14 protein-coding genes and 2 tRNA genes are annotated in these 24,486 nt (G+C 38.8%); 8 read left to right on the top strand and 8 right to left on the bottom strand.

Translation table 11 applies throughout. The features are described from left to right. The first annotated feature begins 7 nt into the window (after positions 1 to 7). From M0R21_10665 to M0R21_10655, 3 genes are all read left to right on the top strand, one after another. Positions 8 to 2,107, top strand: a complete 2,100-nt coding sequence (locus M0R21_10665) for a helix-hairpin-helix domain-containing protein (protein MCK9618281.1) — start codon at positions 8 to 10, stop codon at positions 2,105 to 2,107. Positions 2,108 to 2,238: 131 nt separating this feature from the next. Continuing rightward, the gene (gene mtnP / locus M0R21_10660; GenBank protein ID MCK9618280.1) at positions 2,239 to 2,985 is read left to right on the top strand and encodes an S-methyl-5'-thioadenosine phosphorylase; all 747 of its coding nucleotides are present in this window, start codon (positions 2,239 to 2,241) and stop codon (positions 2,983 to 2,985) included. Positions 2,986 to 3,031: 46 nt separating this feature from the next. Then, entirely contained in the window at positions 3,032 to 4,147 is a 1,116-nt protein-coding gene (locus tag M0R21_10655) for a hypothetical protein (protein ID MCK9618279.1), read from the top strand. Positions 4,148 to 4,193: 46 nt separating this feature from the next. Here M0R21_10655 and M0R21_10650 read toward each other — a convergent pair. From M0R21_10650 to mutS, 3 genes are all read right to left on the bottom strand, one after another. Beyond that, a tRNA-Leu gene (locus M0R21_10650) sits at positions 4,194 to 4,278 on the bottom strand. An 83-nt stretch (positions 4,279 to 4,361) separates the two neighbouring features. Then, positions 4,362 to 4,434: transfer RNA gene (locus M0R21_10645), tRNA-Gly, on the bottom strand. A 60-nt stretch (positions 4,435 to 4,494) separates the two neighbouring features. Then, positions 4,495 to 7,080 carry a DNA mismatch repair protein MutS gene (gene mutS / locus M0R21_10640; GenBank protein MCK9618278.1) on the bottom strand — a complete coding sequence of 862 codons (2,586 nt, stop codon included), beginning with the start codon at positions 7,078 to 7,080 and terminating at the stop codon, positions 4,495 to 4,497. Positions 7,081 to 7,196: 116 nt separating this feature from the next. Here mutS and M0R21_10635 point away from each other — a divergent pair, with 116 nt between their 5' ends. Next, positions 7,197 to 7,733 carry an RNA methyltransferase gene (locus tag M0R21_10635; protein ID MCK9618277.1) on the top strand — a complete coding sequence of 179 codons (537 nt, stop codon included), beginning with the start codon at positions 7,197 to 7,199 and terminating at the stop codon, positions 7,731 to 7,733. A gap of 118 nt (positions 7,734 to 7,851) precedes the next feature. Continuing rightward, complete coding sequence (locus tag M0R21_10630; protein ID MCK9618276.1) at positions 7,852 to 10,299, top strand: outer membrane beta-barrel protein; 2,448 nt, start codon at positions 7,852 to 7,854, stop codon at positions 10,297 to 10,299. 67 nt (positions 10,300 to 10,366) lie between these two features. On the opposite strand, the gene M0R21_10625 is transcribed toward M0R21_10630, so the two are convergent. From M0R21_10625 to M0R21_10610, 4 genes are all read right to left on the bottom strand, one after another. Continuing rightward, entirely contained in the window at positions 10,367 to 11,896 is a 1,530-nt protein-coding gene (locus M0R21_10625; protein MCK9618275.1) for a hypothetical protein, read from the bottom strand. An 83-nt stretch (positions 11,897 to 11,979) separates the two neighbouring features. Continuing rightward, entirely contained in the window at positions 11,980 to 13,671 is a 1,692-nt protein-coding gene (locus M0R21_10620; GenBank protein ID MCK9618274.1) for a choice-of-anchor J domain-containing protein, read from the bottom strand. Positions 13,672 to 13,860: 189 nt separating this feature from the next. Next, positions 13,861 to 15,777, bottom strand: coding sequence for a molecular chaperone DnaK (dnaK, locus tag M0R21_10615; GenBank protein ID MCK9618273.1), 1,917 nt, complete (start codon positions 15,775 to 15,777; stop codon positions 13,861 to 13,863). A gap of 115 nt (positions 15,778 to 15,892) precedes the next feature. Further along, positions 15,893 to 16,882 carry a hypothetical protein gene (locus tag M0R21_10610; GenBank protein MCK9618272.1) on the bottom strand — a complete coding sequence of 330 codons (990 nt, stop codon included), beginning with the start codon at positions 16,880 to 16,882 and terminating at the stop codon, positions 15,893 to 15,895. Positions 16,883 to 16,963: 81 nt separating this feature from the next. Between M0R21_10610 and panB the strand changes: the two genes are divergently transcribed. Further along, positions 16,964 to 17,770 carry a 3-methyl-2-oxobutanoate hydroxymethyltransferase gene (panB, locus tag M0R21_10605; protein ID MCK9618271.1) on the top strand — a complete coding sequence of 269 codons (807 nt, stop codon included), beginning with the start codon at positions 16,964 to 16,966 and terminating at the stop codon, positions 17,768 to 17,770. A gap of 31 nt (positions 17,771 to 17,801) precedes the next feature. Then, complete coding sequence (locus M0R21_10600; protein ID MCK9618270.1) at positions 17,802 to 18,512, top strand: RNA pseudouridine synthase; 711 nt, start codon at positions 17,802 to 17,804, stop codon at positions 18,510 to 18,512. Here M0R21_10600 and M0R21_10595 read toward each other — a convergent pair. Next, positions 18,487 to 19,845: a helix-turn-helix transcriptional regulator gene (locus M0R21_10595; GenBank protein MCK9618269.1), complete on the bottom strand. Its 1,359-nt coding sequence runs from the start codon at positions 19,843 to 19,845 to the stop codon at positions 18,487 to 18,489. The two genes, M0R21_10600 and M0R21_10595, sit on opposite strands and share 26 nt — an antisense overlap. A gap of 289 nt (positions 19,846 to 20,134) precedes the next feature. On the opposite strand from M0R21_10595, the gene M0R21_10590 reads away from it, so the two are divergent. Beyond that, positions 20,135 to 23,878: a hypothetical protein gene (locus M0R21_10590; GenBank protein MCK9618268.1), complete on the top strand. Its 3,744-nt coding sequence runs from the start codon at positions 20,135 to 20,137 to the stop codon at positions 23,876 to 23,878. Positions 23,879 to 24,486: the final 608 nt, after the last annotated feature.

The raw sequence follows: 24,486 nt of genomic DNA, 5'->3' as shown, positions 1-24,486 counted from the left end.
ACTGACAATGTTTGTCCGGGAAAACAAAAGATTTTTGTTATTTTTCTGCTTCGTGCTAACGGCATGGGCAGGATTTTACAAATTGAATGCCCAGGTTCCGGTAAAACAACCCATCATCAATGAACAAGCCTTGGAAGATTGGGCACAAACGAAGGAAACAGAGTTTGATAGCGATGAAATCACAACATTCATTGAATATTACAGCCAACATCCGCTCAATGTAAACTCGGCTACAGAAGAGGAATTGCATCGCATCCCATTTTTAAACGATATGCAGATTTATAATTTATTTGCCTATCGTAATATTTTTGGAAATCTGCTGAGTATTTATGAATTGCAGTGCATTGAAGGTTTTACTCCCGGTGATATTGAAAATATCCTGCCATTTATTTACGTCGGCACCGTACGGTTTGGCTACGGGAAAATCTTTTCTTATTCTGCCGGCAAACATTCCCGGCAATTCAGCGTGTTTTACCAGCGAGGCATTGAAAAACAATCTGCTTATGTAACGCCTTCCGATACTTCGGAAAATAAAAAATCGAAAAGTGCATATCTCGGTAGTCCTGATAAAATTTGTGTCCGGTTCCATTCAGCCTTGAATGCCCAATGCCGTATAGGCTTTACCGCTGAAAAAGATGCCGGTGAGGAATTTTTCAAGGGTTCGCAACAAAACGGGTTCGATTTTTATTCTGGTTTTGTTGCATTGGAGAAAGCGGGTATTGTCCAGTCATTTGTCGTTGGCGATTACCAATTACAATTCGGACAGGGTCTTACTCTGGGTTCCGGTTTTTCATTAGGAAAATCTCCGGATATTTTCTCTGTCAAAAAATTTCACCGGGGAGTATATCCAAGCACTTCTACCAATGAAATTAGATTTTTCCGGGGGATTGCTTCTTCCGTCTCACTACACAAGCTGGAAATAACGGCTTTTGCTTCTTTCAGAAACAAAGATGCCCGCCTTACGGACGATACATCGCAAACAGAAAACGAATATTCTTCACTTATCGAAACCGGTTATCACAGGAGTATAAATGAACTGAAAACCCGCAATGCATTGAAAGAAACCCTTTACGGAGGAAGGCTGACACTAAAAGGCAGCCTTTTCAAGACCGGGATTACAATTTACACTTCCCGGTATGATAAAAACCCTGCAAACAATGATGATCCATACCGCTACTACCATGCACAGTCGGGGGAAAGAACCTTTGTAGGATGGGATTATGACGTAATGTACCGGAATGTTAATATCTTTGGAGAAATAAGTACAAACGGAAAGGGAACTTATGCCGGAATTGCAGGAATTAATTCGCGCATCGTAGATTGGATAAATTTCTCGGCTGTTTACAGGAATTACCCTCCCGGGTATCAAAATGAACATGGCAATGCTTTTTCCGAAAGCACATCCTGTGCAAATGAAAAAGGCATTTTTACCGGAATGCAGATACCCATTAATTCCCATTGGAATGTAAGCGGGTATGCCGACTTTTTCAGTTTCCCCTGGTTAAAATACCTTGTCAATGCTCCTACTCACGGCAATGAATACCTCATCCGGCTTGAGTATTTCCCGGATAATAAACAGGGTTTTTACCTGCAATACAGAATCAAAAACACGGAAGTTAACCTTACCACTAACAAACATCTCATTACGCCTGTAGCGCTAAAAGAACGTTCTTCATACAGGTTGTACTTTCAATACTCCCTTCTGCCGGAATTAACAATAAAAACCAGAATTGAATACGTAACCACCCTATGCTACAATGAGAACAAAAAAGAAGGATTGGTAATTTATCCCATGCTGATGTATGCAAACGAAATGTACAAATGGACTGCGTGTTCCGGCTATGGATTATTCGATACAGAAAGCTACAATGAACGCATTTATATTTACGAAAACGATGTGCCTTATTCCTTTTCCATACCTTCTTTGTATGGGAAAGGCAGTCGTTTTTTTATTCTGCTAAAATACTCGTTCACAAATAATATAAAAGGATATTTTAAATATTCCCGCTCTTTTTTCACCCGGGTACCCGGCTCCGGAAGTGATGAAGGCTCTATTTACAGTCCTCATAAATCAGAAGTAAAAGTTCTATTACAAATAAACTTATAATTTATTTTTATAATTTAGCCTCCTTATTTACGAACTATGAAACCCACATGTAATACTTACATAAACACATATAAAAATCATTTTCAAATATTTGGGTTATATACGACCGATAACAATCAAATTAATAACAAATGAAAAAAATCGGCATCATTGGTGGATCGGGTCTCGAGAAACTCAATATTTTTAATCAGACAGAAGAACTGGAAATAAACACGCCCTATGGAACACCCAGTTCCACTATATTCTCAGGGACACTTAAAAACAAACATGTATATATTCTATCGAGACATGGAAGAGAACATACCATCCCTCCTACCCAGGTTAATAACAAAGCAAACATATCTGCGCTGCAACAATTGGAATGCGATTGTATTCTCGCATCTACGGCTTGCGGCAGCCTTCGTGATGCCATTAAACGTGGCGACTTGGTACTTCCCGATCAGTTCATTGATTTTACCCGGCACAGAAAAACCAGTTTTTTTGAACATTTTGAACCCGATAATTGGGGGCATATTGCTATGGCAGATCCATTTTCAGAAAAAATACGCCAGCAGGTTTTGCTTGCTGCCCAACAATTGGAAATAAATATCCATCCCTCTGCAACCATTATTACTATTGAAGGACCCCGTTTTTCTACCCGTGCCGAATCTAAAATGTACCGAATTTGGGGTGCCGATATTGTGAACATGAGTACGTCTCCGGAAGCAGCTCTTGCTAATGAAGCGGGCATACCCTACGTAGCCATTGCTATGAGCACCGATTACGACGCATGGAAACGCGATGAGGAACCGGCTACCTGGGAAGAAATTATGAAAGTATTCAACAACAATGTTGAAAAAATTACCAGGCTTTTGATTAAAGTTTTAGCCATACTTTAATGATTCTGTGAGGCTATTTTTTATATTATGTATTGATATTCATAAAATGATAAAAATAAAAGAAGTTAAAAGCAAAAGCGACTTACGTATATTTATACATCTGCCTGTAAAAATACACAGCAATTATCCTAATTTTCTTCCACCCCTCCTAATAGATGATTGGAAATTTTTTAACCCCGCCAAAAACAGGTCTTTCGATTCGTGCGACACGGTGTTGGTATTGGCTTATAAAAACGAAAAACCGGCAGGCAGAATCATGGGAATTATCCATCGTAAGTATAACGAATTGCACGGCGAAAGGAACGGCCGCTTTGGATATTTTGAATGTTACGACGACCAGGAAACAGCCCACGCACTGATCAGTTTTATTGAAAATTGGGCTAAAGAAAAAGGAGTTAGTAAATTAGTGGGTCCTTATGGTTTTTCGGACAAAGACCCCCAGGGTCTATTGATAGAAGGTTATGAACATCCTCCTATCCTTGCAGCAGCTTCAAATCCACCATATATTGTAAAACTTATTGAAAAAGAAGGATATACCAAAGAAGTTGATTGTGTGGATTATATGTATCCACTACCCGAAAGCCTGCCCGACTATTATTATAAAATCAGCCAGCGGTTTCAAGAAAGAGAACAATACCAAGTGATTGAATTTACCAAACGAAACCAACTAAAGCCTTATGTAATTCCTATTTTACGCATGATGAACGAAGCCTATAGCCATATTTATGGCTTTGTTCCGCTTACCGAAAAGGAGATGCTTGATTTTGCTGCCCGGTATATGTCGTTGCTCGATCCACGCTTTGTTAAAACCATCGTTAAAGACGGTGAAATCATGGCTTTTATAATTGGACTACCCAGCTTAGCAAAAGGAATACAGCGTGCAAAAGGAAAACTTTTCCCTTTTGGCATTTTCAAAATCATTCACGAATCGAAAAAAACCAGGCAGGTAGACCTGATGCTTGGTGCCGTAAAACCCCAATACCAGGGATTAGGCTTAGATGTTTCAATGGGAATTAAACTGTTCGAATCGGTAAAAAAAGCCGGTTTTATACAAATTGAAGTACACCTTATTTTGGAAACTAATCATAAGATGTTAGCCGAAATGGAAAAAATCGGCGCAAAGATGCACAAACGGTTCCGGGTTTTTCAAAAAGTTATCTGACAACATAAAAAAAACCGACAGATTGTAAATTCATCGGTTTTGTAAGTACCCGGGGCGGGACTTGAACCCGCACGGACGCAATGTCCAAAGGATTTTAAGTCCTTCGTGTCTACCAATTCCACCACCTGGGCATTATAAAAAGAACGTAATCTTTCAGCAAAAGTAATACATTTTTAAAAAAACCTCTCATTATTTACGAGAGGTCAATTTTTTGAGCGGAAGACGGGACTCGAACCCGCGACCCTAACCTTGGCAAGGTTATGCTCTACCAACTGAGCTACTTCCGCGTTTTATTTGGGTGTGCAAATATACACTTTTTTTCTTTTTCCAAAATTCTTCTCAAAATTTTACCCTTTAAGCAGCTTTTTTATTTCATTCAGCTTCATTAAAGCTTCTACAGGAGTCAGGGTATTTATATCAGTACTAAGAATATCCTCTCTTATTTGTTCCAGCAGAGGATCATTTAACTGAATAAAACTTAGCTGGTAATTATCTGTTTCTTTTTTTGCACGTCGTTTTGATGCTTCATGATTGAGAGCATCATTACTATGGCTGTCTTCCAGGTTTTTAAGTAACTTTTCAGCTCTGAGAATAACTTTCTGAGGCATTCCTGCCATCCGGGCAACATGAATCCCAAAGCTATGTTCACTACCTCCCTGCACAATTTTTCTTAAAAAAATGACCTTGTTTCCGATTTCTTTAACACTTACATGAAAATTTTTTATCCTTGGGAACGAGGCAGTCATTTCATTCAACTCGTGGTAATGAGTAGCAAAAAGAACTTTTGCTTTAAATAATGAATGCTCATGAAGAAATTCCGAAATAGACCAGGCTATTGATATTCCGTCGTATGTACTTGTTCCTCGTCCTATTTCATCAAGCAAAATAAGACTTCTGTTGGAAATATTATTAAGAATGCTTGCTGTTTCATTCATTTCCACCATGAAAGTGGATTCGCCCGAGGTGATATTATCAGAAGCACCTACCCGGGTAAATATTTTATCCACCAAGCCGATATTCGCACTTTCTGCAGGGACAAACGAACCCATCTGCGCCATTAGAACTATCAATGCTGTTTGCCGTAATAATGCGGATTTTCCCGACATATTGGGTCCGGTAAGTATTATAATCTGCTGATTTTCATTATCTAAAAAAATATCATTTGCTATGTATTTTTCACCGGGCGTTAAATGTTTTTCAATTACGGGATGCCTTCCCTGCTTGATATCCAAAACATAGCTTTCATTAATCAGTGGCTTAACATAATTATTATGCATAGCAGCTTCTGCAAATGCGAATAATACGTCAAGTTTTGCAACTAACGAAGCATTGAGTTGAATAGGCTCAATATATTCTGTTAAATTGATGAGTAGTTCGTTAAAAAGCCTTGCTTCTAATTCAATTATTTTTTCTTCAGCACCTAATATTTTTTGTTCATATTCTTTCAATTCTTCGGTAATATACCTTTCGGCATTTACAAGGGTTTGTTTTCGTTCCCACTCATCGGGCACTTTCGATTTATGGGTATTGGTAACTTCAAGATAATATCCAAAGACATTGTTATAGCCAATTTTTAAGGATAAAATTCCTGTACGTTCTATTTCTCTTTGCTGTATTTGCACAAGATAATCTTTCCCGGAAAATGCAAGATTGCGCAACTGGTCCAGTTCATCCGAAACTCCTTTTGCAATCACATTTCCCTTATTAAGCATTACAGGTGGATCAGGAAAAATCTCCTTTTCTATCCTCGACCGTATGAGCTGGCATGGATTAATTTGTTCAGCAATAATTTGTAAAGCAGGAATATCTGCCTGTAAACAAGCATTTTTTATGGGTTCTAATGCCAGCAGAGCACGTTTCAGGTACACAATCTCCCTGGGGTTAACCCTTCCAACAGCAACCTTGGAAATCAAACGTTCCAAATCGCCAACCCAGCGAATATTTTGTCGCAGGACATCCGCAAATTCTTTATTATTCAGGATATAATCCACTATGGCAAGCCGTTCTTCAATGGGTTTTTTGTCCTTCAGTGGTAGTAACAACCATCGCTTCAATAAACGGGCACCCATAGGTGAAAGTGTCTGATCAATAATATCAAACAAAGCATGCGTATCTTCATTTCCCGAAGGTAATAATTCCAGATTTCGGATGGTAAACCTATCGAGCCATACGAAATGATCCTCTTCAATTCGGGCAATTTTTGTAATATGTTGAATCCTGTCATGCTGAGTATCGGCAAGATAATGTAATGCTGCTCCAGCTGCCACAATTCCAAATACCATATTTTCAACTCCAAATCCTTTTAACGAAGCCGTCCCGAAATGCTTCAATAGAATTTCTTTGGCAAATTCTTCAGTAAACACCCAATCATCAAAAGTATTTATATAGTACTTATCTCCAAATATTTCAAAAAAATCTTTTCTTTTGTTCTTCTGAATAATGATTTCACTTGGGTGGAAAGTCTGTAATAATTTATCAATATAATCTGTTGATCCTTGTGCAAGATAAAATTCGCCTGTAGATACATCCAAAAAAGAAATTCCCGATATTTTTTCACTGAAATGGATTCCAGCCAGAAAATTATTTTCTTTATGTTCAAGAATTTTATCATTATAGGATACGCCAGGGGTAACTAATTCTGTAACACCTCTTTTTACTATTTTTTTGGTAAGCTTGGGGTCTTCCAACTGGTCACAAATAGCAACCCGCAGCCCGGCTTTTACCAATTTAGGCAGATAGGTATCCAAGGCATGATGAGGAAATCCGGCTAATTCTATATAAGTTGCTGAACCATTGGCACGACGTGTTAGTACTATGCCTAGTATCTGTGAGGTTTTCACGGCATCCTGCCCGAAAGTTTCATAAAAATCACCCACCCTGAAAAGTAACAAAGCATCAGGGTATTTTGCCTTGATAGCATTGTATTGCTTCATCAAGGGAGTTTCTGCAATTTTTTCGCTTTGTTCTTTCAAGGTATTTTATTTGAGAAAACAAATTTATAACATTATTAAAACCGGTCAAAGGTTTTATTTTTGTAGAAAAATAACGCATGCGAAAACTCAGTACTTCCGAGTTGAACCGGTTAAGTATTACCGATTATAAAACTTTTGAAAAAATACCGGTTGTAATCGTGCTCGACAATATCAGAAGTATGCATAACACGGGTTCTATTTTCCGTACAGCTGATGCTTTTTGTATTGAAGAAATTCATTTATGCGGACTTACAGCCACCCCTCCCCATCGTGAAATTCAAAAAACAGCATTGGGCGCCACTGAATCGGTTAACTGGAAATATTTTGCGGAACCAGTTGATTCTATCCGGATTTTAGCATCTGAAGGATACACAATTATTGCTGTGGAACAAGCCGAAAACAGTATTCTACTCCAAAATTTTTCTATTGACAATATTTCACGTATTGCCTTGGTTTTTGGAAATGAAATCAATGGCGTTTCAGATGGAGTAATGGAAATTATTGATAAATGTATTGAAATTCCGCAATTTGGGACAAAGCATTCTTTTAACGTGTCAATAAGTGCAGGTATTGTTCTTTGGCATATTTCTTGCTTATTTCATAATAAAATTTAATCAATTCTTTTTCACCGTTTTTTAATAAAAAACAATGTAATACATTTATAATTTATTGAATCATTTATTTTAAACAAAAGACAATTTTTAATGTTTACTATTAATACAATTTAATAATATGAGAAAATCACACCTTTTTATTTCGATGTTTTTTATCGTATTTACTTTTATAGCAAATACACTTATGGCACAAAACAATGTTCATAGAAATGATACAAAGTCATTTGATCCCTATTGGTTTATCAATGGTAATGTAGGTATTGGACAGTTTTATGGAAACATCAGCGACAAAAACCCTATTGAAAAAATCCATCTCGAATCCCGTATTTCGACAGGTATCCATATTGGAAGACAACTAACACCGGTCTGGGGAATTCGTGGTCAATTATTGTACGGAAAATTAAACAGCTTGTCAGGCAACAAAACAGCGGGCTTGCACATGATTGTGGAAAATCTGTGGGAATACAACCTCAATGCCACCGCCAATATCAATAACATGTTTAAATACCGCCCAGACAGAAAGTTATCTGTTTATGGAGTTGCAGGTATCGGATTTTCAAATTGGGAATCGGCATTATACAGAAGAATTGACGGCAAAAAGATTGACGGTAACGGCACTGCCGGCAACGGCCCCGGCAAGTTGACCTCAGAAACTGTTATACCCCTTGGGTTGGGAGTTAATTACATGCTGAACGACAACTGGGATATTAATATGGAAAATACATGGCGTTATGTAAATTCCGATAAGCTTGATTCAAGAGTTGGCGGCTTCGATTATGATATTTATACAAGTAGTGTTTTGGGAATTACTTATAAATTCAAGTCATCTTCTACCAACCTGAAAAGTATGACCAAAAATTACGGATTGGTTAAATATACCGTAACGCCTTCCGTGCTTGAAACAAAAGGAGATTCCATAGAAATTACCATTAACGCCAAATTCCCCGAAAAATATTTTAATAAAAAAGGAGTAATGACCATACAACCTGTTTTAAAATACGATGGTGGTTCATACAATCTGAAACCCATCACCTGCCAGGGCGAAAAAATTACCGGCGACGGCATTATTGTCAAACAAAAAGAAGGTGGTAGTTTTACTTCTAAACAGGTTATTCCCTACAACCCCAATATGAATAAAGCCGAACTGGTACTTGTTCCTGTGATTTACTCCACCAAAGAAAACGTCAGCGCCAATACAACTCTCAACGAAGCCAAGTCGAAAGGCAAATATTTTGAAATGCCTGAGCAAAAACTTGCTGACGGAGTAGTTTACACCTGCAAACGTATCATTCACGACGAAGATATTGCACTGGAAGAAGACCATGGATATGTAAAGGAAACCCTTATCAGTGAGAAAGGCGTCTTGTACTTCAAAGTAAACCTTTATGCAATTGATTTAAAACTTCCCCTCAATAAAAATAAGGAAGCTAAGAAAAAATTGAAAGATTTTGCTGATTTTCTTAAAAAAGGATATACCATAAAAAATATTGAAGTTAACGCCTGGGCATCTCCCGAAGGGGAAGAATCTTATAACGTGGGATTGTCGGAAAAAAGAGCAAAAACCGGTAAAAAATACATGGTTGACCTGTTTAAACAAATGGAAAAAGACAAAAACAATCCTGTAAAGATTACAAACCCCGAACAACTCATTACCTTTAATCTGCATTCGAATGGAGAGGACTGGAATGGGTTTATGCAGGCAATTCAGCAATCAAATATTAAAGATAAAAATATAATTACTAATGTAGTAAACAGACAAAGCGATCTGAAAAAACGCGAAAAAGAGATTCGTAATATGACCTTAGTGTACCGCGAAGTTGAAGAGCAAATCCTTCCTTCGTTGCGCAGGGCGGAAATTGTGGTTAACTGTATTCAACCTCAAAAGACGGATGAACAGTTGCTTGATCAGGCTTTAAAAACACCTGAGCAGTTAACTAATGAAGAATTGCTGTATGCAGCTACTTTAATTTCTGATGAAAATTCCAAACTGCAAATTTACAAAAGCACTATCTCGGTATTTCCCAATAACTGGAAAGCTTATAATAATGCTGCATATTTTGAACTGAAACAGGGCAATACAAAGGATGCCCAAAATCACCTTGACAAAGCCAATTCTCTTCAACCCAATAATGCAAAAATTCTTTTAAATCTGGGAGTATTGGCTGCGAAAAATAATAATGTACTACAGGCGTTGGCTTATTATGCAAAGGCAGAAACTGCCGGAGCTGATGTAAGCTATAACAAGGGTATTCTTTACATCCCTAAGGGTGAATACACAAAAGCGTTGAGCATGATAAAAAAACGTTGCAACTACAATGTAGGATTAGCCCAATTGGTAAGCAAAGATTATTCTGCTGCCACTGCAACGCTCAAATGCGCTCCTGCCACTGCAGCAACCTTCTATCTTGCCGCAGTAAATGCCGCACGCACGGATAATACTTCGTTAATGTATGAAAACCTTGTAAAAGCTATTAAAGGAGATTCCAAGTACAAAGCCATTGCTAAAGACGATCGGGAATTCTTCAAATATTTTTCCGCTCCCGATTTTCAGAATCTGGTGAAATAGATCAATTAAACTACAAAAAAGGCTGCTTGCATTATAACAGGCAGCCTTTTTTATTCATCATATGTGCTTATTCAAATGCAATTTTATTAATATAAAAAACACCTCTTCTGTTTTCTGCCATTGCATTATTTCGTATTTTCTGGTATCCGGAAACCAGGTAATATTTGCCATACCATTTTTGCATCACGCTACTACTTTCTTCAATAATTTCATCCTGGCTCATTAATGCATCTATGCTTGTAAAACTCATGTTGTCAATCACTTCATTACCTCTGCACACTTTGTATGCAATCTTTCCTTCATTACTGAAAGCCAGCGCTATTTCATCTCCGTCAATACTAATATTAAGTTTTTTTTGAATATCAAGTGTTAAAATATTCCACATTTCTATTCCATTATCCCACAATAATTCTCCATTTTTATCGAAACAAAGAATAAACCCGTTGGAATACCTGTACCCATCAAATACAGAATACGTATTGGTCATAGGACGTCCGAAATAATCGTAAACAAGGCTTCTTTCGGTATGATATTCAGGATAGAAAGCTTCCGCAATTAAAAGATAAGCATTATGGTATTTTATCAAAGGGTGCTTGACAATATTGTAATTATTATTCTTACTTTGTTTTCGTTTATTATTATTTTTTATTTTATTCTTTATTGCATCTTCGGTAAGATTAAAACTATTATTATCACTTAGAGAAGCCCAATTATAGTATCTCAGGGTATCCCAAGCACCCTGGTTGTACATTACACTGTAAAATCCGGAGGCATCTTCAGCGTTTTCTTCCTGGATTTCTGACTTTTTGCTGTTCGTAAAGGTAAATGTCCCTGTTATCAAATATTGCCTACTTCCGGTGGCAATAACATCTGCCGAATTAATTTCTACATCTGTATTATTGTATTCTAATGGTATTTGAGCCGATAAATTTCCATTAGTATCAAAAACAGTAATGGAAATTGAAGGGTCTCGTTTAACAAAGGATTTTTTCACAATAAGTATTTCCTTATTAATGGAATCCCATTGAACAGATTCAATTTCCCGTTCTAATTTTATATCAGGATCAATGGCTTTCCATGTGCTATCATGAAGTGAAAGCATAAAAAAGGCATTTATATTTTTGGAGGCAGTTAATCCAATAAAAGCTTTATTATCTGCAATTGCCATAGATGAAAATGCCGTGTTTTGTGGTAAATTTCCTTTATAGTTATTAATTTTTTCTTTTACGAAGTCAATAACTAATAGTTCAAAATTATTTTCCGTTTTACTTTTTTCTTCATTAAAAAAAGCCACATATAAAATGCCATCAGAATAAAAATACTTCTGAAATTTATTATCATGATGTATAGCAAATGTTTTTGTCCAGATTTTGGTAAGATTTTTATCGTAATGGGTAAATGTCCATAATAAACTGTTTTTATCTATTTGATTTTTTACACTATAAAAAAGCATTACTCCATTATTTCCGCATGGTGCAATTAAAAAAGGTTCTTCGTTCGAATTCCAGTTTATTTCAACACGAATGGGGTTTTGCTGAGAAAACAAACAAAGCGGAAGAATAATAATTGACAATATTATTAAAATATATTTTCTCATTTTTTCCGTTTTGTAAAAACAAAAGTAAAAAAAAACAGCCTGACAAAAAAGGCAGGCTGTTTTTTCAACAAAATTCTGTTTTATTACCTCTTTTGAATTTTCTTAGTAACGCTATTTCCATTAAGCGTATTATATACCTTTACAAAATAAATACCATCGGGCAATTGCGAAATATCAATTTTACAACTCTTCTGCAGGGATGTAGTCTGGTAAACATTGGCACCCACCAGAGAATATACCGTAACAGTAACATTATCAAAAGGAGAATTGATAGTGAAAACGCCCTGAGAAGGATTTGGGTAAATGCTGGCACCTGTTTCTTTAACTACAGGATCGCTAATACCAATTCCTTCGGGGATTCCTGTAACTACCACATTATCAACCTCCCATGTTCTGGCTTCGGTTTCGCTAATGTATTTAAAAGCAATGTAAAAACTCTGATCGTTCAGGACTGAAATGTCAATATTACCAGAGTATGTCCAAGCCCAGTTGCCTTCTGACAAAATTGCTGTCAAGGGTGTCCAGGCAGCATTGTTTGGGTTACCTGTACCGGAATAGTTAATTGAATACATTGGAGTAAGAGTATTATCGCCACTTCCGTATTTCATAGCAGTATAAAATCCTAATAGTCCGTGGATATAATTTCCCAGATTTATTTGTGGTGAAATCAGCCAGTCTTCATTAACATAGTTTACTGTATCGTAATATCCGCTCATTTTTGCACACATGGTTTGGTTGATACCGTGTATGCTGTCGAGTTGCCATATTTGGTCCCCCGTTACACTATATTGTGTCCAGGGAGTTAAGCCATTTTCGAAATCCTGAAAATGCACTAAAGTGGCAGAGGTTGCAGTGGCAGCAGGTACTGTACCAGTTATTTTATAATCAATATATTGTCCAAAATTAGTGTAAGGATAGATAACAAAATGGTAAATTGTTGCAGAAGCTAAGCCCTCGAAGGTAAATTGTTGAACTCCGTATTCAATATTTTTTGCACCTAAACCGTCACTCATATCCAAATCGTCGGCTACGGGTATACCGTCAACAGGAGCATTGATAGCGGCATTGGTAGAAGCTAAAATTAAGTAACCTGCAGGCAATTGTGTCCCTGTAGCATCTGCCCAGGTAAGTTTTATGGTAACACCATTTACTGTTGCAGCAAAACTTCCCGGAAAATTGGAAGGTTCCGGATCGGGGGTATAACCGCCGAAAGTTTGGTTATTGTTTAACTGTCCGGCTGTTGCAGTAGCAGGATCTACCCATGTAAATTGGGCATATTGTGAGCCACTACCCGAAAGTTGCAGGGACAGACCGGCAAAGGTTGTTCCGGTTTCTTCCACACCAATGTCAACTGAAGAAACGCCGGCTGCAGGGCCATCGGTTGCATCAAAAGTACCTTCATAACTCAGAAACTGTCCGTTAATCAGGTTCCCCTGGTAGCTGAGAGCTACGCCATCGGGTGCTCCGTTCTGAATACTTTTTCCTGCTAAGGTGTAATTGAAATAGTAAATGGTAAAATTACCTACTGTGGCACCTTCGGTAAAGACGTCAAGTGTCGTATCGCTGTACATTGCACCACCATTACCATTGTACAGGATAACACTGAAATCAGCAATATCGTAAGAAGAAGCATTTTCAATGACAACTTCTACAATTTCGTCAGCATCTGTGCTTGCATTGTCGTAGTGGATTTCGTTTATCCAAGCATTTTGGCTGTAAAGGCCAAATGGGAGAACAAGCAATGCTGCAATTACGAGTAAATTTTTTAGTTTCATGATTTATCTTTTAGTTAATTATTCTTTTTATTAGCGTGATATTAAATTATTTAAAAAATATATTTTTTAAATTGCCCTTAATTTAACGAGATACAACTCAGGAAATAAAAGTACAAAAAAATATATTATGTTATAAAAAAAGCAGGAAAAATTACTTTCCCGCTTTTTTACAGGGTAATTAGCGATTATTTATTTTTTATCATCTTTAACTTCTTCAAAATCAACGTCAGTAACATCATCATTTCCTGAAGGATTATTTTCCATCGGAGGTTCGTTAGGTTTCTGTTGTGCATTTTCAGTTGATTGCGTTGCTTTATACATTTCTTCACTGGCGGCTTGCCATGCGGTGTTTAATTTTTGCAAAGCATTATCAATAGCACTGATTGATTTATTTTTATGAGCCTCTTTCAGTTCGGTAAGGGCGTTTTCGATTGCCGATTTTTTGTCGCCGGGAATTTTATCGCCAAACTCTTTCAATTGTTTTTCAGTTTGAAAAATCATGGCGTCGGCTGAATTGAGCTTATCAATTTCTTCTTTCAGTTTATGGTCGGCTTCAGCATTGGCTTCGGCTTCGGTTTTCATACGTTTAATTTCCGATTCACTCAATCCGGAAGAGGCTTCTATACGGATTTGCTGCGACTTACCTGTAGCTTTATCCTTTGCAGAAACATTCAGAATACCATTTGCATCTATATCGAAAGTAACTTCAATTTGCGGAATACCGCGAGATGCAGGAGGAATTCCGTCGAGGTGGAACCGTCCGATGCTTTTGTTATCCTTTGCCATAGGGCGTTCACCCTGCAAAATGTGAATTTCCACCGAAGTCTGGCTGTCGGAAGCAGTTGAAAATACTTCCGATTTGCGGGTAGGGATGGTTGTATTGGATTCAATGAGTTTGGTCATCACTCCGCCCAGGGTTTCAATACCCAGGGAGAGAGGGGTAACATCAAGCAAGAGTACATCTTTGATTTCTCCAGTGAGTACTCCTCCCTGAATAGCAGCCCCTACTGCCACTACTTCGTCGGGGTTAACTCCTTTTGAAGGTGTTTTGCCAAAGAAATCTTCCACGGTTTTTTGAATCACCGGAACACGGGTAGAACCTCCTACAAGGATTACTTCATCTATATCGTTTGTCGTTAACCCGGCATCGGCAAGAGCTTTTCTGCAGGGTTCTATGGTCGAACGCACGAGAGGATCAATCAATTGTTCAAACTTTGCCCGGCTTAACTGACGAACAAGGTGTTTGGGGATGCCATCAACGGGCATAATGTAAGGCAGGTTTATTTCGGTAGTGGACGAACTTGATAATTCTATTTTTGCTTTTTCGGCTGCTTCTTTCAAACGTTGCAATGCCATAGGGTCTTTGCGAAGATTAATTCCTTCGTCTTTCTGAAATTCATCTGCAAGCCAGTCAATAATAAGTTGATCGAAGTCATCGCCGCCCAGGTGGGTATTGCCATTGGTGGATTTTACTTCAAATACTCCTTCACCCAGTTCGAGAATAGAAATATCAAAAGTACCACCACCCAGGTCAAATACGGCAATCTTAATATCGCGGTGTTTTTTATCTAACCCATACGCCAATGCAGCAGCAGTAGGTTCATTGATGATACGACGAACATTCAAACCGGCAATTTCACCGGCTTCTTTAGTCGCCTGGCGCTGCGAGTCGCTGAAATAAGCAGGTACGGTAATAACGGCTTCTTTCACTTCCTGTCCCAAATAATCTTCGGCAGTTTTTTTCATTTTCTGCAAAATAATAGCCGAGATTTCCTGTGGGGTATACAGACGGTTATCAATTTTTACCCTCGGAGTGTTATTGTCGCCACGTTCAACAGTGTATGGAACGCGATTAGTTTCTTTGGTTACTCTTTCAAAGGTTTCGCCCATGAAACGCTTGATGGAGAATATTGTTCTTTTTGGATTTGTAATAGCCTGACGTTTTGCAGGATCTCCTACTTTACGTTCGGTGCTATCAGTAAAGGCTACTATAGAAGGAGTAGTACGGCGTCCTTCGCTGTTGGGAATTACAACAGGCTCGCTGCCTTCCATTACTGCTACACAAGAATTGGTGGTTCCAAGGTCAATTCCGATAATTTTTCCCATTTTATTCTATTTTAAATTCGTTAGTGATTTTTCTTATTATCCGATTGGTGTCAATGATTATGCCAAAACCAAATAATTGACAGTTTTCTGACAAAAAGACAGCAGAGAAAACGGATTATTGAAAATGCAGAGGTTCGTAAGTCTTTAAGCGGGTAATAGTTTCAGCAGTTAAATTCAGTGACTTGGAAGTGCTGTACCGGCACGAAAAAACGCCAATGCCATTTTCGATGTTGGTATAGTCGGGTTTATCCATTAACACTCCCGTTGCGGGTCCGTTTACTTCGATATAAGTATTTAACTCATCGCCGATTACATAAATAATAAACTCTACCTTTCCCACAAAACGCACGGAAGCAGGATTATAGGGAGCACTGGTATTGTTCAGGATTAAATTATTTACCCTGTCGAAAAAATCGCTAGGTGTATAGGGTATTTCCATTTTATCACCTCCGGAAAGATCATTGGATTTTTTTTCGCCAAAAGACAGGTCAACATACCTGTAGATAGTATCAAGGGAACTCTCTTCCAATTCCTTATAATGAAAGCGTACCACCAACTGGTATAATCTTCCTCCCTTTCCCGAATAAAAAACTGCCTTGGTTTCCTTATCACTGTTCATATTTACCCATACACCCATAGGGCGTTCAATTGAAACATCCTGAACAAGGGGAGTTTCGGAGGAAATTATTTTCCCGGTTTTTTTGTTTTCGATAAAGAGCTTATAGAGATAACTTTTATCAAGTTGCGCATTGGTTTTGTACAATACCTGGGATGGATGGTAAAAAGTACCGGAATCTTTAGCAATTTCGGTAGTGGGATACAGTTTGTGGGTAACTTTTAACTGATTGTTTTGCCAACCTTCCAGCCTGACATTCAATACTGCAGTATCGTACAGGTTAGAATCGGGAATAAGCGCCATTTGCAAAGCATTTCCACTTCCAAGAAAGGCTTTATTAATCTTAATGTAATGAACAGTGTCATTTTGATTTAACAATCCGTACACTATGGTGATGTCTTTCCATTTGGCATTAACATCGAAATCGGTTTCACAGGAAGTGAAAAAAATAACCAATAAAAGGGACAGCAGGGTAATACTTTTCTTCATGAGCGCAAATGTATTACTTTTTATTTATTTGGTTACCTTTGCCGGGTTTTTTTTGTAATTTTACAGTTTACAATTCTGCATATGAGCTCTATTAAAAAGGTTACCACCCATGTGTTACAGGAAATGAAGCATAAGGGAGAAAAAATTTCGATGCTTACCGCCTATGATTTTTCTTTTGCCCGTTTGCTCGACAGGGCGGGTATTGATGTGGTGCTGGTCGGAGATTCGGCTTCCAATGTTATGGCAGGGCATAATTCTACTCTTCCTATCACCTTAAATGAGATGATTTACCATGCTTCCTCGGTGGTAAGAGGTGTACAAAGGGCGCTTGTTATCGTTGACCTCCCTTTCGGTACTTACCAAGGGAATTCGAAAGAAGCCCTGGCTTCGGCTATACGCATCATGAAAGAAGCTGGTGCTGATGGAGTGAAACTGGAAGGAGGTGAGGAAATACTCGAATCCGTTGACAGAATACTTACTGCAGGGATACCGGTGATGGGACATTTGGGGCTTACTCCACAATCCATCCACAAATTCGGAACTTATGTGGTAAGAGCTACCGAAGCCAAGGAAGCCGAAAAGTTAGTAAAAGATGCCTATCTTTTAGAAAAAGCAGGTTGTTTTAGCATAGTGTTGGAAAAAATCCCTGCAGGTCTTGGCAAACAGGTAGCTTCCGAACTGCGAATACCCATTATTGGCATAGGTGCTGGCAACGGTGTGGACGGACAGGTTCTGGTTTTGCACGATATGCTGGGAATTACCACCGAATTTTCCCCCCGTTTCCTGCGCCGTTATCTTAACCTGAGCGAAGACGTAATGAGGGCAGTGAAAGGATATATTCAGGATGTAAAAATCAAGGATTTCCCTAACGAAAAAGAGCAGTACTAACTATAAACCATCGTTGGTTACTCCTTATTTTATGTATTACTACTATCCCGAAATATTGTATGAAGATAATCACATCCTTATTGTGAATAAAAAACCCGGCGATATAGTGCAGGGAGACAAAACGGGTGATACCCCTCTAAGTGATATAATAAAACAATACATTAAAGATAAATACAACAAACCCGGCGATGTTTTCCTGGGTGTTATACACCGGATTGACCGCCCGGTAAGTGGTGCCGTTATTTTTGCACGCACATCAAAAGCATTGGCACGCCTGAATGCCATGCTGAAAAACAGAGAAATCCACAAAACCTATCTTGCCGTGGTAAAAAACAAGCCCCCTGAAGATAAAGGGCATCTAATCAATTATCTGTACCATAACGAAAAAAACAACAAAACCTATGTTTCGGGTACCGAGAAAAACAAATATCTGCGTTCGGAACTCACATACGAATTATTACAAAAAAGCAATAACTATTTCCTGCTAAAAATAAACCTTATCACTGGCAGGCATCATCAGATCCGTGCGCAGTTAGCAGCTGCAGGCTGCCCGATTAAAGGAGACCTGAAATACGGGTATCCCCGTCCGAATGCCGATGGGTCCATCTGTTTGCACAGTTTGCAAACAGAATTTTTGCATCCCGTACAACAAAAGTCCCTGCAGGTGATAGCCCCCCCGCCTGCAAACGGCTGTTGGAAAATGTTCACCTTACAGGCTATTCCATCCCTTTCAGTTTTTTAAATTCGCTGGGTGTAATACCTGTAATGCGCTTAAATGCTTCGTTAAAAGATGATTTAGAGGAAAATCCCACCATTTTGGAGATTCCGGTAATGGAATATTTTTTATGCTGCTGGCAAACAAGCAGGTTTTGTGCTTCCTTAATACGAAAAGTATTGATATAGGTAAAAAAATTTTTGTTGTATAACTCATTAATTACCTGCGATAAATAGCGGTTATTGGTTTTTAATTTATCAGAAATATCGTCAATAGTGAGTTTTTCGTTCAGGTATTCTTTATCTTTTTTCATCAGCAAATCCAGATTTTTTGCCATCTGCTGTTTTTGAATATCACTTAGTAAAGACCCGGCATATTTTTTTTCGTTACCATTGGTTTCTATGCGTGCTCCATGGTTTACGCCCAATCTGTCTTTTACGTCAAAGATAGCTGTTTTCAAGGAAGTAAGATTGGCAATTACCGGATTGCCCGTTTTCTCCACCGGTGTTTCCACCAGAATATTTTCTGTTGCAGCAGTCCCTTTACCGTATTTTTCCTCTGCAACCTCCAAGGGAAGGGCAAATTCTTTTCTTTGCGGGCTACGCTTATAAATATCTTTTTGCAATAAACCAAACAGCCCCAGAAACAACTGAATCAGCAACAGGGTAATGTTAAAAAACAACTGAAAAAGTTTGTATGAGGTTTCCTTGATTCCCAGCATATAACTGATGTCGTTGATGATAAAAAAAGAAAAGAAAGCCAGCAATAGAAATACCAGCCACTTCAGATCAATATTTTTATAGTATGAAAAACGGTTTTCAATATTCAGTTTATGACCTTGCAACAAGTTGATAAATAAAAAAGTATAAATGAGAATTTGCAAATTAAGAAATCCAAAATATCCCAGGTAATACACATACGACAAATAATTCATCACTCCTGTGGGGTTATCAAAATAACCCACACCACTGTTGATGTAATCATGTTTCTGGCTTGATGTCATCAGGCAAAACGGAAGGTCGAGCACAAAAATGCTCAAAGCCGGTAGCAGGTGAATGATTTTATCACGGGCAAAACTGAAATTTCGTACCGTAAGCGATTCGATATAGAAGTAAAACAATGGTATGATAAGCAGTACTATCGGTAAGCCGATCACATAGATACTTTGAAAAGAACGATAAAAGCCAAAGTAATAAAATCCTCCAAAAATGAAATACATCGAACAGGCAAGCATAAACCAGCCTAAATATTTTTTTGAATATGCCCTTGAATTGTTGTAAAAGCTCAGAAACGATAAAATCGTAAAAAGTACAGACTGATATATCTGTAACGAAAATAAAATTTTTCCTAATGGCTGCATAATCTTCTTCCTTTGATTGGCGATTGTAAAAATACAAATTAATTAATATCATTGTCAACGAATGTATATTCGTCTAGTTTTTGCAAATATTCGCTACAGTTTTTGCAATTTCCGCTTTAGGGGGGGTGCTAACAAAAAAATGACCGGATTCCTGAATCCGAACATAAATTTAACTTGCATATCAGATTTTTTTTGTTTATTTGAAAAAAATTTACTTCTGTGGATATGCCACGGATAAATACCGGCATAAGCCGTATTTTTAAACTTACAATTAACAAATTACACTTATATGAAAAAACTATTTTTACTTTTCGTAACCATACTTGGGTTTTGTTCCTGGGGTTGGGGGCAGGCATTGCTGCTTGAAGAAAATTTTTCCTACACTGTAGGTACCAATCTTTCTGCCAATGGTTGGACTGCACATAGCGGCGCAGGTACAAATGCGGTTAAAATTACTGCTGCTTCTATCAATTATACGAATTATCCCTCGTCAGGAATAGGTGACGAAATTACGTTAGTAGCTTCAGGTGAAGATGACAATCGTTCGTTCACACAACAAACTTCTGGAACTCTTTACGCTTCAGTTTTAGTAAACGTTTTAAATGCCAATAACGGTGATTATTTTTTTCATTTTGGATCTTCTTCGTTGACATCTGACTTGAAAGGAAGGGTTTTTGTTAAAAAAGATGCTTCGAACAATGTTTATTTTGGCATTTCTAAAGCTGGTACTGCAGCTAATGCGGGATGGTCAACAACTGCTTATGCCCTGAACACTACTTATCTACTCGTGTTGAAATATACGATAGTTTCAGGTGTAACAAATGATATTACTGCCCTTTATATTAATCCTGTAATTGGCGAAACAGAACCCCTTACACCTTCAGCTACACCGCTCGACCCCACGGGAACCGATATTGCTAATCTTGGAAGTATTGCAATAAGACAAGGTACTGCCGGAAATCTGGTAAACGTAAAATTAGATGGAATTCGCGTGGGAATGACTTGGAACGATGTTCTCCCTGTTAATTATTCAGCGCCTACCACCCAGGCAAGTTCAGTAATATTCAGCAGTGTAACAGCTTCCACCTTCACTGCCGGATGGACCATCGGAGACGGCAGTAATCGTATTGCCAAAATAAATACTACAAACAGTTTTACCGACCCTGCTGACGGAGACAACCCAACTGCCAATGCCGTTTACGGAGGAAGTGGCGAACAAGTGGTTTATAACGGAAGCGGCAGTTCGGTAGATGTTTCAGGTTTGGCTACGGCTTCTACTTATTGGATAAAAGTTTGGGAATACAACGGGAGCGGCACAAATACAAAATTCTGTACTGCCACTGGAACCAACAATCCGATGAGCCAAACAACACTAAGCAGTGCAACAGCACCCATAATCACTTCACCCACAGCAACAGGCATTACTTACAACGAAGCCGTACTCGGGGGAACCATCACTGCCGACGGAGGTAGTGCCATCACCGAAAGGGGAACTGTGTGGAGTAATACTTCCGGCGTTACCATAGCTGACCATAAGGAAGCCGAAGGAGGAACAGCAATGGGTGCGTTTTCCCATACCCGAATAATGCTACCTTCAGAAACACAAATTTACTATAAAGCCTATGCCATCAATGGAATTGGAACAACTTTAACTGACGAAGCAAACTTTTACACCCTTGCTCTTGAGCCTACAACCCACGTAAGCGGATTAACCGGAGTTTCAAACAGCCAGAGTACCGTTGACCTTAGCTGGACAACAGCAGCAACAGGAGCCGAAGGTTATATCATTCTGCAACGTACCGGAGGCGCCGTTCCTACCGGAATGCCTGCAGATGCTACTGGTTACACTGTTGGAACTCCAATTGGAAATGGAATAGTTGCGGCTTTTCTTACTTCGGGTTCGGCTTTGGATGCTACTATCACTGGTCTTACCACTCTTACACAATATACCTTCATTGTGATTCCCTTTGCATGGGACGGAGCAAATAATGCTACCATTAACTACTATACTCAAATAATCATTCCTTCGGCAACCGTAACCACACAATCGCCTGCACCAACTACATTTACCTGGACAGGTGCCGCCGGGACTACTGCCTGGACTGATGCACTCAACTGGTCGGGAGGAACAACTATCCCAACGCAATACGACATCGTTATTTTAGATAATTCAATCGTAGCCGGAAGTTATTCCGTTGATCTGCCTTCTGGTGCTGTAAAAACAACAATTTTAAGGCTTGCCATTACACCATCCACAGGCAACACTATCACATTAACCCTGCCAATAAGCAATACCTATGGGGCAAGTGGCGACGCAGGATTAGTTGTAGGTGATAATACTTCCTTAACCGATGATATTATCATAAATGAAGGAGGCATACTTATAAATGCTTCGGGTGCACCAAGCGGAAATGGGGTACAGGTACACTCCACTGTTAACGGAACCTGCCGGATAAATAACGGAGGAAAATATGTACACAAATGCTCAAGAAGTGCTGCCGGTATTATTCCATTATTATCAACTGCTGCCGGAACAGAAACAGGTATATTTGAATATGATGCCCCAGGCACAGCCAGTTTTTCTATTTCGGCTTCGGCTAGGACTTTTGGCAGCCTTTACCTTACCCGTTCATCAGGTTCAGGCGCCTATACATCATCAGGGGCGGATGTAACTGTACGCGGAGATTTCAAAATCGGCTCTGGGGTTACTTACTCTACTACAATGACAGGCACTATGAGTATAGGCGGAAACCTTATAAATAACGGTACTACTCTATCCATCACCACCCAGTTTGTTTACCTTAACGGTACTTCTCCACAGAATATTCAGGGAACTGCTGCCATAGTTTTCAATGGTTTTGGATATGATAACATTTTGGGAATAAGCCTTCAGAGGGATTTGACCGTTAATGGATTTTTTGCAATAGGTAACGGACAATTTTTCACTGGCGATTACAATCTAAACATGGGCGTTAATGCTTCGTTTGCAATAGGCACTCCTTCAGAAGCAAATATGGTGGTTGCTACCGGAACCGGTAAGCTGATAAAATATTTCCCAATCGGATTTACCGGAACTTTCGACTTCCCGGTTGGCGACACCACCGATGCCGATGAATATTCACCGGTTTCATTAAACTTTACTTCCGGCACTTTCGATGCAGTTTCCTATGTAAGTGTTAACCTTGCCAATAGCAAATATCCCGACGACCCAAACACTGATAGCTACCTCAATCGTTACTGGAACATTTCTTCATCGGGTATTACGGCTTTCAGTTGCGACGCCATTTTACAATACCTTCCTGCCGATGTTCATGGTACCGAAAGCGATATTTACTGTATAAGAATGTTACCTACGCCCGAAACCCAGTTTGATGCAGCTAACACTTCACTACACCAGCTTTCAGCTACGGGGCTTAGCGAATTCGGTTCTTTTACCGGAACACAAATGCCTACTACCAAAACACTTTCGCTTTATGCCTTCCTCGAAGGACTTTACAATGGCGCTGGTGCTATGAACCAGGCTCAAAGCGAAACAGGCAACCAGTTTGCCGGCAACACTGCCGACCAGATTGCCATCGAGCTTCACGATGCTACTAACTATTCAAGCATCGAATATACTGCTCTTGGCGTAAATATTAATACCGATGGAAATTCAACTCTTATTATCCCTTCGGACAAAAACGGCACTTATTACATCACACTGAAACACCGCAACAGTGTTGCCACCGTTTCGGCTGTTCCGGTATCATTTGCCGGTGGTATTATTAATTACGACTTTACTTCTGCCGCTACTCAGGCTTTTGGAAGCAATATGAAACAAGCTGCCGATGGTGCATGGACTTTTTATGGGGGCGATGTAAATCAGGACGACTTTGTGGATAGTGGCGACATGACTCCCGTGGATAATGATGCCGCTAATTTTACGATGGGTTACGTTAATTCCGATGTGAATGGCGATGGCTTTGTTGACAGTGCCGATATGACTATCATTGACAATAATGCTGCTGCATTTATTTCGGTAGTAACGCCCTAACCTCCTTTTTTAATTTTAGTAAAAAAAACTGCTTCCGTCTTTTGAGGCAGTTTTTTTTGTATAAATAGAATACTAATGACACTGATATAAGACGGATTTAAAAAAAAATTTGGCATTGAGACCGTTGCAAAAACCCTTTCAAACTTCGACGATGCCCAGTCCTGACAACTGATTATTCACCTAAGCTCAGGATAAAACATGTTTTACTATTAATCCGTCGGGGTTTTAATATCCATAGAAAGGATGTTTTATATTTTTCAAAAACTTCTCACTTTCTTTGCAAGTTTCAATGGTTAAAAAGTCTGCCTTGCCTGAAAAAAAATGCGTTTGCTTCTAAAAGAATGAACGCCGACTTTAAAAGAACCAATTACTTGTATTTTATAACAAATTTTGGTTTATTGTATTCATAAGCATAAAAAACCAACATTCATCGCCTGCGGCAAAATGTAACATGAAGAAATATTACAATAATGGCTTGCAGCCTTACGCCAACTCAGGTTGATACCAGGCTATAGTTTGAACAGCCATATTAGTACGAAAGATTGTCCCGCTTTCGGTTTAACTTCCGTACTAATACGAAGGTTATTTCAGGCTACTTTTGCTCTGTA

It is taken from the genome of Lentimicrobiaceae bacterium (assembly GCA_023227965.1).
Lineage (GTDB): Bacteria > Bacteroidota > Bacteroidia > Bacteroidales > JALOCA01 > JALOCA01.
Note: the sequence above shows the minus strand (reverse complement) of the source record. Positions and strands in the feature narration are given on the sequence as shown.

What these genes read in the sequence shown, in the direction of transcription:
- M0R21_10620 (MCK9618274.1), bottom strand. Translation starts at nt 13,671, where the DNA reads ATGAAACTAAAAAATTTACTCGTAATTGCAGCATTGCTTGTTCTCCCA.
- M0R21_10635 (MCK9618277.1), top strand. Translation starts at nt 7,197, where the DNA reads ATGCGAAAACTCAGTACTTCCGAGTTGAACCGGTTAAGTATTACCGAT.
- M0R21_10630 (MCK9618276.1), top strand. Translation starts at nt 7,852, where the DNA reads ATGAGAAAATCACACCTTTTTATTTCGATGTTTTTTATCGTATTTACT.
- mtnP (MCK9618280.1), top strand. Translation starts at nt 2,239, where the DNA reads ATGAAAAAAATCGGCATCATTGGTGGATCGGGTCTCGAGAAACTCAAT.
- M0R21_10625 (MCK9618275.1), bottom strand. Translation starts at nt 11,896, where the DNA reads ATGAGAAAATATATTTTAATAATATTGTCAATTATTATTCTTCCGCTT.
- dnaK (MCK9618273.1), bottom strand. Translation starts at nt 15,777, where the DNA reads ATGGGAAAAATTATCGGAATTGACCTTGGAACCACCAATTCTTGTGTA.
- panB (MCK9618271.1), top strand. Translation starts at nt 16,964, where the DNA reads ATGAGCTCTATTAAAAAGGTTACCACCCATGTGTTACAGGAAATGAAG.
- M0R21_10665 (MCK9618281.1), top strand. Translation starts at nt 8, where the DNA reads ATGTTTGTCCGGGAAAACAAAAGATTTTTGTTATTTTTCTGCTTCGTG.
- mutS (MCK9618278.1), bottom strand. Translation starts at nt 7,080, where the DNA reads ATGAAGCAATACAATGCTATCAAGGCAAAATACCCTGATGCTTTGTTA.
- M0R21_10655 (MCK9618279.1), top strand. Translation starts at nt 3,032, where the DNA reads ATGATAAAAATAAAAGAAGTTAAAAGCAAAAGCGACTTACGTATATTT.
- M0R21_10595 (MCK9618269.1), bottom strand. Translation starts at nt 19,845, where the DNA reads ATGCAGCCATTAGGAAAAATTTTATTTTCGTTACAGATATATCAGTCT.
- M0R21_10600 (MCK9618270.1), top strand. Translation starts at nt 17,802, where the DNA reads ATGTATTACTACTATCCCGAAATATTGTATGAAGATAATCACATCCTT.
- M0R21_10610 (MCK9618272.1), bottom strand. Translation starts at nt 16,882, where the DNA reads ATGAAGAAAAGTATTACCCTGCTGTCCCTTTTATTGGTTATTTTTTTC.
- M0R21_10590 (MCK9618268.1), top strand. Translation starts at nt 20,135, where the DNA reads ATGAAAAAACTATTTTTACTTTTCGTAACCATACTTGGGTTTTGTTCC.